Here is a 14,753-nt window from a genome sequence, read left to right as displayed (position 1 = left end):
CTATATATTATTTTTACAAAGTTGTCATTAGGAAACTTCAGGACAGCAGCCTTCCTGCCTGGAAAACCACCACAGAGGCGGCATAGGCCAGAAGAAGCTGGAAGAATACCATCTTCAGCGTCCATCCCCAGGAACGCGTCTCTCTCTTAATGGTCGCCAGTGTTGCCACACACGGTGTATACAGCAGGCAGAATACCATCAGAGAATAGGCGTTCAGGGCTCCGAATCCCACTGACCCCAGGGATGCACTGAGCACAGCCATGCCCTGTACGGAGTTTACATTGTTGACTCCATAGAGCACGGAGAAGCTGGATATTACCACTTCCTTGGCCGACAGACCGGAGATCAGGGCCACCACGATCTGCCATGTTCCCAGTCCTGCAGGCACTAAAAGGGGCGCCAGCACTTTGCCGATCTGGGCGCCGAAGCTCTGCGTCACATCCGCGGTCATGCCATGGATACCATAGTTTAAAATAAACCAGATGACAATGGAGGCCACAAAGATCGTAGTACCTGCTTTCGTCAGGTAATCCTTTACCTTTTCCCACACATAAATCCTGATGGTCCTGGCATTTGGCACCTTATAATCAGGCAGCTCAATGAGCAGGGTTGCCTTCTCACTGCTTTTCCACAACTTTCCTATGACAAGTGCTATGGCTATAGCCATGAGAAGTCCCAGCGCGTAGAGGGAAAATGCCGCCATCATGGCGTGCTTTCCAAAAAACATATCTGCAAACAGAACGTAAATGGGAAGCCTGGCGGAACACGACATAAACGGCGTCAGAAGAATGGTCTTCTTCCTGTCCTCCTGGTTTTCCAATGTGCGTGACGCCATGACAGCGGGAACCGTACATCCAAATCCCAGCACCATGGGAAGAAACGCCTTGCCGGACAATCCCACCTTACCCATGATTCCGTCCATAACATAGGCCACGCGGGCCATATAACCACTGTCCTCCAGAAAAGCAAGAGCCAGAAACAATATGAAAATGTTCGGCAGGAAAGTCAGGATTCCGCCCACACCCGTCATGATACCATCCACGATCAGGGAGACCAGCCAGTCTGCGGTTCCCAGATTCACCAATGTACTCCTCGCCACCGTAAACGCCAGGTCCATCCAGGATTCAAACAGCCCCTTGACTATGTCCCCTACGGTAAACGTGAGGAAAAACACCATGGCCATGATTCCCAGGAAGACGGGAACACCCCATAGGGGATGGGTCAGGACCCTGTCTGCCTTCTCTGTCAGGGACTCCCTGTTGCCTTTATAGAAGACACACTCCTCTAAAACAGTCTCAATATACTCATACTTCTGATTGATGATCTGCTTTTCATAATCCCTGTCAAGCAGATCGGACACATCAATGGGATGGTCCTTAAATATCTGCTCATCATTTTCCAATATCTTAATACTGTGCCAGCGGATGTTCTCGCTGTCCGGATGTTCCACTGCGATACGCCTGGAAACCTCCTGGATCTTCATTTCAATATTCGGTTTATAGGTGACAACCGGGTCAGCCACCTGCTCCTCATAATGATGCTTTACTGCATGGAGAAGTACATCCAGGCCGCTTCTCTTCCTGGCGGATACCGGAACCACAGGAATATTGCCCAGCATCTCGGGAAGCCTGTGGAGATCCAGCTCCATCCCCCGCTCCTCCACAATATCCATCATGTTAAGAGCCAGGATCACCGGTTTGCCAAGCTCCAGAAGCTGCAGCGTGAGGTACAGGTTCCTCTCCAGGGCTGAGGCATCCACAACATTTACGATCACATCCACCTCTCCGCCCAGAATGACCTTTCTGGATACCATCTCCTCCATGGAATAAGAGGTAAGGCTGTAGATTCCGGGCAGGTCGATGAGCCTCATCTTCTGCCCCTTATAGGATGTCTCCCCTTCCTTTTTCTCCACCGTAACACCCGGCCAGTTGGCTACCTTCAGGTTGGCGCCTGTATATGCATTGAACAAAGTGGTCTTGCCGCAGTTAGGATTTCCTGCAAAGCCTACACGAATCTCCTCTTTCATCCTTTCAGCTCCTCCACTTCTATCCCTTCCGCGATCTCATTGCCAAGCGCCCATCTGCTCCCTCTCACCTTGATAATAGTGGAACCGTTACGCTTTCGGTTCAGAACCACTACCTTTGTGCCCTCCAGGATTCCCAGCGCCTCCAGGCGCCGCTGGATTTTTTCCTGTTCCTGAACGCTGGTTATGCGGTAATTCTGCAATATATCCGCCTGATTCAGCTTCATCTGTCGTACTTCCTTCCGTCTCTATTTTGCCTGCTGCTTTCCGCCCACATAACGGGATGCATCACTTTTTCCGGCCGCCTCAGCCTCTTCCATAAGCCTTGCATATTCATTTTGCTCATATTCCACCTTGCCGCTCTTCTCACTGAAGCTCAGCTTAAGTAAAATAGGTGAAATGATGGTTGTGATGACCACCACCACAACAACCGGCCCCAGAAGAGAGGAGGACATCAGACCCACAGCGTTGCCCTTTGCTGCCACGATCAGCGCCACCTCACCCCTGGACACCATGCCCATACCGATGCGGATACAGTCCTTGTTCTTATACTGACAGACTTTGGCTCCTATTCCGCATCCCACGATCTTCGTGAGCACTGCCACGATGACCAGAACCACTGCAAAGACAAGGATCATGGGACTCATATCCGGAAGCTCCACCTGAATACCGATGCTGGCAAAGAATACCGGGGACAGCAGAATATAGGATAAAATCCCAAACCGCCTTGCAATATAATTGGTATGCGTTGTCTTGGTAATGATCAGACCTGCGAAAAATGCACCTGTAATGTCCGCAACTCCGAAGAACTTCTCTGCACAATAGGAAAAGAGCAGACAGATCACAAATGAGATAATGACAAACCGCTGCAGATCCCTCTCGTAACCCTTCACCCACTTTTTAAAAATAACGTGAAGCAGATAGCCTCCCACACCGACGAACACGAAAAATCCCACGATCTTCGCAAACACAACCACCACATTTACACTGGAATCCGCCAGGCTTGTGATGATTGTCAGCGCGATAATCCCCAGCACATCGTCAATAATGGCTGCACCCAGAATGGCATTTCCGGCCTTGGTGTTCAGCTTGCCCATCTCTTTCAGGGTCTCCACTGAGATACTCACACTGGTAGCGGTAAGGATAACACCGATAAAAATATTCTGCAGCATGATACTTGCCGAAGCATTGGATTCTATCATGCCCGGCCTGTTGAAGAACCAGGCCACTCCAAGACCTCCCGCAAGCGGTACCAGTACACCTAACAGCGCAATGACAAAGGATGCCTTGCCGCTCCTTTTCAGTTCATCAATATCTGTCTCCAGGCCTGCGCAGAACATCAGCACGATCACGCCGATCTCCGACACCTCATGGATAAACTCTGTCTGCTTCAGTATCCCGAAACAGGCCGGTCCCAGCAGCAGTCCCGCAAGCAGCGCACCCACCACCTGGGGCATCCTCACTTTTCTGGTAAGCAGTCCGAAGACCTTGGTGCTCAGCAGTATAAGCGCCAGGTCCAGTAAATAAGTATAAGAGTTCATAGTTTTTCCGTCCTTTCTCTCCCCTGTGTCTTACTCTTTTCCCGTTTTCCGCACAAAACGAAATCCAATTAATCGTACCACAATTCTAAAAAAAAGGAAATGGAAAAACGTCACAAAACCTCAAAATTCCGCGCAAAAAGGCTGCCCCAAAAAGGGCAGCCATCATTACATGGATTTACGCTCCGCAATTTCCGCCATCTTGGCAGTGTTCAGTCTGGTATCGCCATGTACGCGGCTGTATGACAGATACCCGTTCATCCTGTCTATCTTCGTCAGGTTGGTGGAACCGCAGACCGGGCAGACATCCATCTCCAGCTCTTCATGTCCGCAGTCATCACAGTAGGCCAGAGAGAGATTCACACCCTCATAATATCCCAGCGCCATTGCCCTTCTCACCAAAGCACGGATCGCATCCGTGTTATACCCTATGGGATAACGCACATACTGGATCTTGCCGCCGTTGCACAGTTCCCAGAAACGGCCCTCACAGTCCTGCTTCTCAATCGGGGTCATTTCCTCCGTCACATGACAGTGGAAACTGTTGCTTACATAGGGACGGTCGGATACACCCTCCACGATACCGTACATTTTCCTGAACTGCTCCACCTGCAGACCGCAGAGACTCTCTGCCGGGGTACCGTAGATGGCATACAGATTTCCGTCCTCCTCCTTAAACTGCGTCACCTTGCTGTTGATATACTGAAGTACTTCCAGGGCAAAGGCCCCGTCCTCCCGAATGGATTTTCCGTTGTACAGCTCCTGCAGCTCGTTAAGGGCCGTGATGCCGAAGGAAGCTGTCATGGGCTTCAGAAGCGGTTTGATCTTGTCTGAGGGTTTCAGATTCCCGCCGTAAAAGCCGCCTTCACAGTAGGCCAGGGGATTGGTGGATGCCTTCATCTCTCCCAGATAGTCATAGGTTCTGATATGAAGCTGGCGTATCATTTCCAGATAGAAATCAAGCACCTCGTAAAAATCCCGGTTCTCCGCTCTTGCCTTTGCCAGGATCATGGGCAGATGCAGGCTGACTGCACCCACATTGAACCTTCCCACGAATACAGGCACATCCTTGTCATCCGCAGGTGTCATGCCGCCGCGCTCATACCAGGGGCTTAAAAAGGCACGGCATCCCATGGGGCTGATCACCCTTTTATACTTTTTGTACATACTGGAAATATAGCCGTCCCCGCTCATAGACAGCCAGTCCGGATACATAGTCTTTGCCGAACACGCAATGCCGGCCTCAAACACATCCTCGCTTACGCCGCCCTCTCCGTGAATTTCCTCATCATAGAGAAAGACGATTTTTGGAAACAGTACCGGCTTTTTGTGTCCCGCTTTTCCCTGCCCCTCTTTATGCACATTGAGGAGGGAAATGCTGCACATCTTCTCAAAACGTTCTGTTCCAAGCCCCAGTGTCACAGTCACAAAAGGATAATCTCCTCTGGAAGAACCGACGGTATTGAGCTTGTACTCAATCCCCTGCCAGCCCTGGTCAAAGTCGCGGTGTACCTTGTCATACGCGTACTTTTCAGCCCTGTCCTGTGCATGCTCCCACTCCGGGTCCACATATTTCAAAAATTCTTCTTTATATTTTCTGTAGCTTTTCTCTGCATAAGGGGCCAGGATCTTATCCACCTCCGGCACCGTGAAACCGCCGTACTGCTGGGCAGCGGTGCTCAGGATAATATCCCCCATAACGTCAAATGCAGTGTCCAGTGTCTTCGGCTCGTTGTACCAGACATTGCCCATCTCAAATCCGCCCTTTAACACATTTGCCACGTCAAAGAGACAGCAGTTCATGGTATCCAGCCTTGCAGACTGGTCATGAATATAAATATAGCCGTCCTTGCATGCCTGCAGCTCATTGCGGTTCATAAAGAATTTCCGGTAAAGCTCCTTGTTCAGTTCATTGAATATCAGGCTTCTCTTGGTTGCAACCAGCGCACTGTCTGTGTTTGCATTGCTCTTGTCCCCGATATAGCGGATAGACTGGCTCTTGGTATAGACCTCGTCCATCATGTGGATAAAATCATGCTTATAATTTCTGTAATCCCGGTAACTCTTGGCAACCGCAGGGTTTACCTGCTCCAAAGCCCCCTCCACAATATTGTGCATTTCCTGGATCGTAATTTCTTTCTTCCCCAGGGACTCCGCCTTGTCTGTGGCATATCTGCACAGGAAGTCAATCTCCTTCTCCGTAAAGCTGTACATGATCCTTTCCGCGGATTTATTGACTGCCCTGACTATTTTCTGAACGTCAAATTCTTCTTTTGTTCCATCTTTCTTAATTACATAAATCATTGCCTTCACCTCATTGCAGCACTACATCTTGTGTCACTTATTATTTTATTCTTTTGTTATTACCAGATTTTGTATCACAAAGTATATCATGTTTCTTTCTGAAAGGGAAGTGGGAATATTGCACAAAATCCAGATGAATTTAATCCAATATCCCCACGAAAGCCTTGAGGCTTCAATATTTTTTATCTCGTAATATTATTCAGCCATTTATAACTTTTATATCGCTTCCAGGAAAACGGCACTTTGATCACCTCATCGCTGCACAGGATTATGTAAACCCATGGCATGGGTACGTGTATCACAAAGGCCGCCACAGCCGCAGCGAAAATGGAGCACAGCCACATGATTCCCACGTCCAGGAACAGCCCGAACATAGTGTCTCCCCCGGCTCTGAACACGCCTACCACCAAAGTGGAGTTGAAGGACTGTCCCACCACATAGTAGGACATGATCACCATCATGACCTGGAGATAGGATTTCGCCAGAGGCGTCAGTTTCAGCATATTGCACACAAAGGGCGAGATCACAAGGATCAGGATACCGCCCGCTGCTCCGAACAGAAGGGAAAGCTTTGCAAACCGGCTGCCGTAATCCCTGGCAAGCGCCTCTTTCTTCTCCCCGATCGCCTTGCCTATCATGATGGCAGTGGCGTTGGAGATACCGAATGCAATGACCATGGATAACTGTCTGCACACCTGTGCCACGGAATGAGCAGCCACAGACGCACTGCCCAGATGCCCCACAATGGACGAGATGGCAGCCATGCCTGCGCCCCAGGCAAACTCATTGAGAAGCACAGGGAAGGCATACACGAAAAAGTCTTTTTCCAGCCATTTGTATCTTTTGAACATATCCTTTATGCGGATGCGCACTACATCATTTTTCTTCCGGGCATAATATACGACAATAATGACCTCCACAGCTCTCGCGCACAGCGTGCCGATAGCCGCACCTGCAGCCCCCAGGGCGGGAGCACCCAGAAGACCGAAAATAAAAACCGCATTGAGGATAATATTGACGGACAGGGATGTGGCATATACCACCGTCGCGATCACTACACGCTCAATACTCCTGATAATATTCAGATATACATTGGTAAACGCTGCAAGTATGTAGGAAAACGCCACGATCCGAAGATAGCTCACACCCTCCGCAATGATCGCCTCGTCTGAGGTGAAGATCCGCATCAGCAGATCCGGCACGCACAGCGCCAGCGCCGTGAATACCGCAGCGGACAGGATCGCTATGCGGAAGGACATGCCCATGACCTTCTCAATGGTCCGGGTATCCTGCTTTCCCCAATACTGGGCAGTCAGCACACAGGCCCCTGAGGTCAGTCCGAAGAAGATCAGGGACAGGATAAAATATACCTGGTTCGCCAGGGAAACGCCGGAAAGCGCTGTCTCTCCCACTCTTCCCAGCATAATCACGTCCGTGGAGGTAACCCCCACGTTGATCAGGTTCTGAAGTGCCATAGGCATGACAAGCCGCATCACATTTCCGTAGAAGCGCTTGTCCTCTGTTGTCATACGAAATCTCATAGTTCGATCGTACCGTCAAAAACCACTTCCGCAGGACCTGTCATGTAGATGGTGTCCTCTTTTCTGTCCCAGAAAATCTTCAGGTCACCGCCCAGCAGTTTTACCGTTACCTCCTCCTCTGTATATCCGTTCATCACGCAGGCTGCCGCCACAGCACAGGCTCCTGTCCCGCAGGCCAGGGTCTCCCCGCTGCCTCTTTCCCAGACCCGCATCTCCACGGTCTTCTCATCTAAAACACGGACAAATTCTGTGTTGACACCCTCCGGAAATGCCTCGTGTTTCTCAAAATAAGGACCAATCTCCTTAATATCCAGTCCTTTCACATCCTCCATGAACACCACCGCATGGGGGTTTCCCATGGATACTGCCGTCACCTCATAGACCTGCTGCTTCACAGCCAACGGCTCACGGATGACCTTTTCTTTTCTGTGCTTCATGGGAATGTTCTCCGTATGGAATTCCGGCTTTCCCATATTCACTTTCACCAGAGCCACTCTGCCGTTTTTCACAGTCAGATCCAGGTACTTGATGCCGCTTTTCGTATCCACACTGATCCTTGTCTTGTCTGTGAGGCCGTAATCATACACATATTTTGCCACACAACGGATGCCGTTGCCGCACATGGCGCCCTGGCTGCCGTCCGCATTGTACATTTCCATCTCAAAATCCGCTTTTTCTGAGGGTTTGATCAGGATCAGCCCGTCAGACCCAATGCCGAAATGCCGGTCACTGACCTTCTTTGCCGCTTCCGACGGATTTTCCACTGTCTCCTGAAAACAATTCACATACACATAATCATTGCCGATTCCCTGCATCTTTGTAAATTTCATCGCTGCTGCCTCCTTTGCTCTGTATCCTGTGTCTTCATTTTCTTTTCCCCGGGCAGCGCATTCCCGCACCTGCCCGCAGAGAAAAAAGAGGGTGTCTGTAAAAGATACCCTCTTCGTTTCTTTGCTATTAATCATAGCAATCCATAATTCTTTTGTCAATGCAGAAAGACATTTTTCATAGCTGTCATTATGCAGCCGGTAAGGCATCTTAGCAGGTAGCTCCGCCCACCTCGTGCAGTTTGGCAGACAGGATTTCCTCTTTCCTCTCCAGGATCTCATCGGAGAGAAGCTGTGCCTCCACATTCTCAAATCCAAGACGCTCAATCGTATCAGAGAAACGTTCTCCTGTCTTTCCCTGTTCCCTGTACAGAAGAAGGGTTTTCTCAATTACACTCATAAGCTCTTCCTTGGTTGTAAAGATCTTGCTCATAGGCTTTCCGATGGCGATCTTCTTTCCCCATCTTCCGCCCAGATAGATCTTATATCCGTAGGTGCCGTCCTCAATGGCGTCAAAATGACAGGTGCCGATACAACGTCCGCAGTTGATACATTTTTCCCGGTCAAGCTCCATGACCCCGTCCACAAGCTTCACAGCATCAATGGGACAGATTTTCACAACGCTGCACTTCTTACATCCGCTGCACATATCCTGATCAAAGTTTGGAATGAGCTGACCGACAATACCCAAATCATTCAGGTTCGGTTTCACACAGTTGTTTGGACATCCGCCCACTGCGATTTTAAATTTGTGAGGCAGTTTTACATCATGCCAGTTTACATAAAACTCATCATGAATCTCTTCGGAAAGTCCAAAGGAATCCAGAAGGCCATACTGGCAGGTGGTTCCTTTACAGGATACTACAGGGCGCACTTTAGAACCGGTACCGCCTGTGTCCAGCCCGCATTTCTGGATATAGGCACGAAACTCATCAATTTTCTCATATGGGACTCCCTGAACTTCCACGGTAAGACGTGTGGTGTATGTCACCCCGCCGTTGCCGAACAGTTTTGCTGCCTCACCAATACATATCTGCTGTTCTGCTGTGATTTTTCCGTTCTTGGTTATGATCCTGGCGGAAAAATTATCCGTTCCCTTGTTGTTCAAAAAGCCCAGGGCCTTTACTCTTTTCTCATCTTCTTTGCTCACTGTTAATGTTGCCATTTCTACTTTCCTCCAACTTTTTATCTTTTCTGGTCTTGCCTGTCTTGTGCGTTCCTGCTGTTATGTTTTACATCATTCTTCAGTCTTCTGTCAGATCTTCTCCATTGAATGTGCTTCCGCCCTCCAGAACCTTGGTATTGGTGTATCCGTAATATCTCAGACGGTTCTGCAGCATATATGCCCTCTTACCTTTTGCGCATACAAGAAGCATCTTCTCATCCTTCGGATGACCTTCCACTTCACCGTCAATCTCCTCCAGATTCATAAATTCCACACCTTCCAGAGTCGGTTTCAGGGATGCGTCAATCACTTTGTAGCCCTCTGCCTTGCCTTCTGCGAACTCAACCGGCGTAAAGGTATCTAAAGAACCGGACATTTTGTTCAGAAGGATATTGATGCAGTGTGCGAAGGGGTGGATCGCTGTTGAGAACGGCGGTGCATACGCAAAATCCAGATGCTCCAGCTGCTGCACAGTGGCCTTCATGCTCAGTGCCACTACAGCGATATCCACCATCTTATCCACAGCGCCCTTTCCCAATACCTGGATTCCCAGGAATTCACCGGTCGTTTTATCTGCGATCATCTTGACCAGGAAGGAGTCTGCACCCGGATAATAATGTGCCTTGTCATCTACAACAGCTACAACGGAAACCACATCATGTCCCGCTTCCTTAGCCACCTGCTCTGTAAGTCCTGTACGGCCTGCGTTCAGTCCCGGCAGTTTTACCACGCCTGTTCCCAGAACGCCCGGATAGGAAACATCAGCACCGGCAATATTCTGTGCTGCGATCCTGCCTTCAATGTTTGCAGAGGAACCCATGGGTGACCATGCTCTTGCATGTGTCATACGGTTGGTGACCATGGAGCAGTCACCGAGAGCATAAATATTCTCGTCATTGGTTCTCATATGGTCATCTACCAGAACCGTTCTGTTTGGCGCAAGCTCAATTCCCGTATCTGCCAGGAATGCTGTATTTGCACGGATACCAAGGGAGAGTACCAGGGCATCTGCCTTGATCGCTCTTCTGGATGTCTTAACCTTCTCAACAGTCCCGTCACCTTCCACACCTTCCAGCTTCGTATCCAGAAGTGTCATGATTCCCTGGTCTGCCAGATGGTCCTCCACAAACTCTGCCATCTCCGGGTCAAATCCCGGCATAATGTGCGGGAGCATATCCAGAACTGTGGTGCGGATGCCGCGGCTCTGAAGATTCTCCGCAACTTCCAGACCGATAAATCCACCGCCCGCGATCACTGCACGCTTGATCGTGCCGGATTCCGCTGCTTTTCTGAGGGCCTCCGCGTCATCAGGCGTTCTCATCATAAATACATTCTTCATATCAAGTCCCGGAAGGGGCGGTACAACTGGAGACGCACCGGTTGCTATTACCAGTTTATCATATGTATATTCTTTTGTCTCACCTGATTTCAGGTCTTTGGCAGTCACTTTTCTGCCTTCACGGTCAAGACCCGTCACCTCAATACCTGTCTCAACTTCCGCTCCGGTCAGTTTTGCAAATTTCTCAGGTGTGTTGACGATCAACTGGCTTCTCTCATGAATCACATCACCTACATAATAAGGAAGTCCGCAGCCCGCATAAGAAATATCCTCACTCTTGGTAAGAATCAATACCTCTGTCTCTCTGCTCTCTCTTTTTAATTTTGCCGCAACCTTTGTGCCTGCGGCCACGCCGCCGATAACCAATACTTTCATAGCCCATACCTTCTTTTCTCAAATTTGCGTAACTACTCTTATGCACGGTCAACGCAGTCAATACACAGACCTGATTTGAACAGTTACAACTTGCTCTCTTTGGTTTATGATTAGTATAACACTTGCACATGTATAAGAAAAGTAATATAATTTTATATAATTAATAGGATTTACCTATGATAAAGGAGACGTCTTATGACCATCAGACATTTGAAGATATTTCTGGCCGTGGCAGAATCCGGTAAAATGAGCCTGGCAGCAGAACAGCTCTTCATCACCCAGCCCTCCGTCAGCCAGGCGATCCGGGAACTGGAGGAGCACTACCAGACACTGCTCTTTGAGCGCCTGTCAAAAAAGCTCTACATCACAGAGGATGGAAAAAAGCTCTATGTCACTGCCAAACAGCTCGTCACCCAGTTTGAAAGCCTGGAGGAGAGCATGCAGAAGGAAAACCGCCGGGAAAAGCTCCGTATCGGCGGCACGATTACCCTTGGCAGCGGAATCCTCTCCAGGGTGGTGCGGGACCTGCGCGCAGAGCAGCCCGACCTTGATATCTATTCTTATATGAACAATACCCAGATCATAGAACAAAAACTTCTGAATATGGAGCTGGATGTGGGTATCGTGGAAGGCCGTGTCAAGAGCCGGGATCTGGTATCCATTCCCCTCATTGACGACATGCTTGTGCTGGCATGCGGACAGAACCACCTCTTTTTCGGCCGCCACACTTTATTCATCAATGAACTGAACGGACATGACTTTGTAAAAAGAGAACCCGGGAGCGGTACCAGGGAACTGTTTGAGAATTTCATTGTGCGCCATGGCCTTGACATCCATACCGTATTTGAGGAGAGCACCCCTGATTCCATAAAAAATGCCATACAGATCAACAACTGTATGGCAGTCATCTCCATCCGCCTTCTGGAAAAGGAGATCCAGAACGGTGAGATGTATGTATTCACAGGTCCTCACAAGGAATGGAACCGGCATTTCTCCTTTGTGTACCACAAGGACAAATACCTGACAGACTCCATTCTCCGGCTGAAAGAGATTGTGAGCAGCTACAATGATGCGGAGGAGATCCGGAAGCTGCCCGGCGGAAAACTGGTGGACAGTTAAGTCCGCAAAAAAGCTGCCGTTATACGCGGCAGCCTTTTTTATTAAGCCTCAATAAATACATCTTTTCCCATACCGCAGATTGGGCATACCCAGTCTTCCGGAAGGTCATCAAATGAGGTTCCCGGAGCAATTCCGCTTTCCGGATCTCCTACCTCAGGGTCATATTCATATCCGCATGGTTCGCATACATATTTCTTCATAATATTTTATACCTCCTGTATATAGCTTCTCCAGTTATCTCCTGAATTACACTGATTCTATCACATATTCTCCTATAAATCTAGTCTTTTTTTGTCCAATTTAAAAATTTGTTAAAAATCTCTTTTAAAAAGACTGCACACTTATGTTATTCATAAGTGCGCAGCCTCTCGTCCGGGGAAAGTAAGAGGAGTTTACTTTCCCTTCCCTATAATTCGGAGACCTGTTGATAAAACAGATTTCCTGGACATATTCACAAATATCTACTTCTTCTTTTTGTATCCGGCCATCTGCCGCGGATCAGCATCTGACACCACGGCTCTGGAGTTTTTCTTTCTTGCAAGCACCATTATCTGTTTCGCATCCGCCTTTGTGAAAAACAGGCGTTTACTTCTGTTGCCCCTGCCAAAATGGAGCGCCACCAGTTCCGGATGCTTTCTGTCTTCCCGAATCACGGAAACAATCTCCTTCCAGCTCCAGAAGTCATAATGTGTGGTAATCCTCATCTGATAAAAAATCTCCAGTCCCCTCTCGGTAATGACTGTATCTTTTTTCATCAACAGCGTCAGTATGTACAGCACACCAAATACGGCGGCTACGCGGTAAGGCGTCACAATACCTCCAATGATCAGAGCTGCGGACAAGATCCAGCAGCCGTATGTTACCCACTGCTTACGGGGTTTCAGTTCCCTTGCATGATAAATCGGTCCTTCTAAAGAGTCCCAGGGAAGATGCTCAACACTCAAAATGATACTCCTTTCAGTCAACAACGGATAAATTATGCCTGTGCTTTGGGTGCCCTGCCGGCTGCACGCATAGCTTCCAGATTCTTCACTGCAAGCTCGTGCTTATCTGCAGGAGCAGCGGCCGGTTTACGCATTGTCGTTTTGCCGAAAATATTCGTATAAGCACCGTCAGCCCAGAAGATGTTACGACCCAGGAACGCAAGGATTGCAGCCAGGATCGGGTTCAGCAGGTTAACGAACGCAAATGGGAAGTATGCGAACGGATGCACTCCCAGAACACCCATCTGGTAAGCGCCGCAGCCCGTCCACGGGAACATAACTGCCCACAGAGTACCGCAGTCCTCCAAAGTCCTGGACAGCATATTACGTCCCAGACCCATCTCGTCATATTTGTCAACATACAGCGGAGCCGGTACACCAATTCCCAGGAACTGGTCGCACATGGTAGCATCGCAGAATAAGGATGTCAGAAGTGTTGCCAGAATCAGACTTCCCACAGAGTGGAGTCTCTTCTTCAGGCCTCCGAACAGTGTATCTACACATCCGCAGCGCTCCAGCGCACCGCCGTAGGCTACTGCCAGCAGAATCAGGTTAATGGTCCACATCTGGTGGTCCATACCGCCTCGGCTCAGCAGGTCGTTCGCTAAATCATTGGTGGATTCAAATGTTGTACCATAATGCAGAACGTCGAACAGTTCTCCTAAGCTGTGCATACCCTGGAAAACTGCGGCAAAGAGAACACCGCATCCCACAGAGATTGAAATACCCACAAGTCCCGGTACTTTCATAATACAAACCACCACGATAACAACGATCGGAAGCAGCAGAATCGGGCTTAAGTTAAAGCCTTCTGCCAGAGCTGCCTGTAAATCTGTTGCCACAGAGGCGTCAAATCCTGATGTATCAATATTCAGACCCATGATCGTGTATAAGATCAAAGCGATCACAAACGTTGGGCCTGTGGTGGAAACCATTGCCGTAACGTGGTCAAACAAGCCGGTTTCGGAAACCGCTGCCGCCAGGTTTGTAGTATCGGAAAGCGGTGAAAATTTATCACCAACATAAGCGCCGGAGATGATCATACCTGCAGTGATAGCAGGATTGATTCCCAGGCCGGCACCGATACCTAAAAAGGCGATACCGATGGTAGCAGTAGCAGTCCAGGAAGAACCGCATGCCAGACCAACAACCGCACACATAATACAGCCGATTGGCAGGAAAAGCTTAGGTGTCAGTAAATCCAGGCCGTAATAGATCAGGGCCGGAATTGTACCGGACATAATGAAAGATGCCACGAGGATACCGACTGTACAAAGAATCAGTATCGCTTCCATTGTAGCACTCAGCCTGTCCAACATACCAGCCAGCATGTCGGAGAAGCTGTGTCCGCAGAGACAGCCGATGATACAGGCCACTACGATAGATACCAGTAACGGCATGTGGGCATCACTGTATCCGCTTCCTCCTACGAAGCCATAAAGCATCAGTGCCATCATGACAACAATTGGAATAATAGCTTCAAAAAAATTCGGAAGACGAACTGTACGTTCTTTCTTTTCGTTCTTTCCCATTAAGACT

General features: G+C 49.1%; 12 protein-coding genes. 1 reads left to right on the top strand and 11 read right to left on the bottom strand.

Annotation, left to right across the window (positions count from 1 at the left end):
* Nucleotides 1–37: 37 nt before the first annotated feature.
* The 8 genes from feoB to LC508_RS24115 form a co-directional block, all read right to left on the bottom strand.
* On the bottom strand, nucleotides 38–2,026 hold the full coding sequence (gene feoB, locus LC508_RS24150) for a ferrous iron transport protein B (protein WP_103731632.1): 1,989 nt from the start codon (nucleotides 2,024–2,026) through the stop codon (nucleotides 38–40).
* Nucleotides 2,023–2,250 carry a FeoA family protein gene (locus LC508_RS24145; RefSeq protein ID WP_033143104.1) on the bottom strand — a complete coding sequence of 76 codons (228 nt, stop codon included), beginning with the start codon at nucleotides 2,248–2,250 and terminating at the stop codon, nucleotides 2,023–2,025. The genes feoB and LC508_RS24145 overlap by 4 nt, the downstream gene beginning before the upstream one ends.
* 21 nt (nucleotides 2,251–2,271) lie before the next feature.
* Nucleotides 2,272–3,564: a cation:proton antiporter gene (locus LC508_RS24140; RefSeq protein WP_033143103.1), complete on the bottom strand. Its 1,293-nt coding sequence runs from the start codon at nucleotides 3,562–3,564 to the stop codon at nucleotides 2,272–2,274.
* A gap of 165 nt (nucleotides 3,565–3,729) precedes the next feature.
* Entirely contained in the window at nucleotides 3,730–5,865 is a 2,136-nt protein-coding gene (gene nrdD, locus LC508_RS24135) for an anaerobic ribonucleoside-triphosphate reductase (protein WP_103731633.1), read from the bottom strand.
* A 182-nt stretch (nucleotides 5,866–6,047) separates the two neighbouring features.
* Nucleotides 6,048–7,406: an MATE family efflux transporter gene (locus tag LC508_RS24130; RefSeq protein WP_033143101.1), complete on the bottom strand. Its 1,359-nt coding sequence runs from the start codon at nucleotides 7,404–7,406 to the stop codon at nucleotides 6,048–6,050.
* Nucleotides 7,403–8,236 (bottom strand): diaminopimelate epimerase, encoded by an 834-nt coding sequence (gene dapF / locus LC508_RS24125; RefSeq protein WP_033143121.1) that lies wholly within the window; start codon nucleotides 8,234–8,236, stop codon nucleotides 7,403–7,405. Before dapF ends, LC508_RS24130 begins: the two co-directional genes overlap by 4 nt.
* A 208-nt stretch (nucleotides 8,237–8,444) precedes the next feature.
* Entirely contained in the window at nucleotides 8,445–9,398 is a 954-nt protein-coding gene (locus tag LC508_RS24120; RefSeq protein ID WP_033143100.1) for a 4Fe-4S binding protein, read from the bottom strand.
* A gap of 79 nt (nucleotides 9,399–9,477) precedes the next feature.
* Nucleotides 9,478–11,112, bottom strand: a complete 1,635-nt coding sequence (locus tag LC508_RS24115; protein WP_103731634.1) for an FAD-dependent oxidoreductase — start codon at nucleotides 11,110–11,112, stop codon at nucleotides 9,478–9,480.
* Between the two features lie 195 nt (nucleotides 11,113–11,307).
* Between LC508_RS24115 and LC508_RS24110 the strand changes: the two genes are divergently transcribed.
* Nucleotides 11,308–12,231, top strand: coding sequence for a LysR family transcriptional regulator (locus tag LC508_RS24110; protein ID WP_103731635.1), 924 nt, complete (start codon nucleotides 11,308–11,310; stop codon nucleotides 12,229–12,231).
* Between the two features lie 41 nt (nucleotides 12,232–12,272).
* Here the strand turns inward: LC508_RS24110 and rd are convergent, their stop codons facing one another.
* From rd to nhaC, 3 genes are all read right to left on the bottom strand, one after another.
* Nucleotides 12,273–12,431, bottom strand: coding sequence for a rubredoxin (gene rd / locus LC508_RS24105; RefSeq protein ID WP_033143097.1), 159 nt, complete (start codon nucleotides 12,429–12,431; stop codon nucleotides 12,273–12,275).
* Nucleotides 12,432–12,692: 261 nt separating this feature from the next.
* The gene (locus LC508_RS24100; RefSeq protein WP_033143096.1) at nucleotides 12,693–13,175 is read right to left on the bottom strand and encodes a hypothetical protein; all 483 of its coding nucleotides are present in this window, start codon (nucleotides 13,173–13,175) and stop codon (nucleotides 12,693–12,695) included.
* 32 nt (nucleotides 13,176–13,207) lie between these two features.
* A complete protein-coding gene (nhaC, locus tag LC508_RS24095) occupies nucleotides 13,208–14,746 on the bottom strand; it encodes a Na+/H+ antiporter NhaC (RefSeq protein WP_033143095.1) in 1,539 nt (512 codons plus the stop codon).
* Nucleotides 14,747–14,753 lie beyond the last annotated feature (7 nt).

The organism is Blautia parvula (genome assembly GCF_020215665.1).
Classification (GTDB): Bacteria; Bacillota; Clostridia; order Lachnospirales; family Lachnospiraceae; genus Blautia; species Blautia celeris.
This window is presented reverse-complemented; position numbering and strand designations above follow the sequence as displayed.

Bases quoted from the DNA above. Each gene is read 5' to 3' on its own strand.
- LC508_RS24120 (WP_033143100.1), bottom strand. From the start codon at position 9,398: ATGGCAACATTAACAGTGAGCAAAGAAGATGAGAAAAGAGTAAAGGCC.
- nrdD (WP_103731633.1), bottom strand. From the start codon at position 5,865: ATGATTTATGTAATTAAGAAAGATGGAACAAAAGAAGAATTTGACGTT.
- nhaC (WP_033143095.1), bottom strand. From the start codon at position 14,746: ATGGGAAAGAACGAAAAGAAAGAACGTACAGTTCGTCTTCCGAATTTT.
- LC508_RS24115 (WP_103731634.1), bottom strand. From the start codon at position 11,112: ATGAAAGTATTGGTTATCGGCGGCGTGGCCGCAGGCACAAAGGTTGCG.
- rd (WP_033143097.1), bottom strand. From the start codon at position 12,431: ATGAAGAAATATGTATGCGAACCATGCGGATATGAATATGACCCTGAG.
- LC508_RS24110 (WP_103731635.1), top strand. From the start codon at position 11,308: ATGACCATCAGACATTTGAAGATATTTCTGGCCGTGGCAGAATCCGGT.
- feoB (WP_103731632.1), bottom strand. From the start codon at position 2,026: ATGAAAGAGGAGATTCGTGTAGGCTTTGCAGGAAATCCTAACTGCGGC.
- LC508_RS24145 (WP_033143104.1), bottom strand. From the start codon at position 2,250: ATGAAGCTGAATCAGGCGGATATATTGCAGAATTACCGCATAACCAGC.
- LC508_RS24140 (WP_033143103.1), bottom strand. From the start codon at position 3,564: ATGAACTCTTATACTTATTTACTGGACCTGGCGCTTATACTGCTGAGC.
- dapF (WP_033143121.1), bottom strand. From the start codon at position 8,236: ATGAAATTTACAAAGATGCAGGGAATCGGCAATGATTATGTGTATGTG.
- LC508_RS24130 (WP_033143101.1), bottom strand. From the start codon at position 7,406: ATGAGATTTCGTATGACAACAGAGGACAAGCGCTTCTACGGAAATGTG.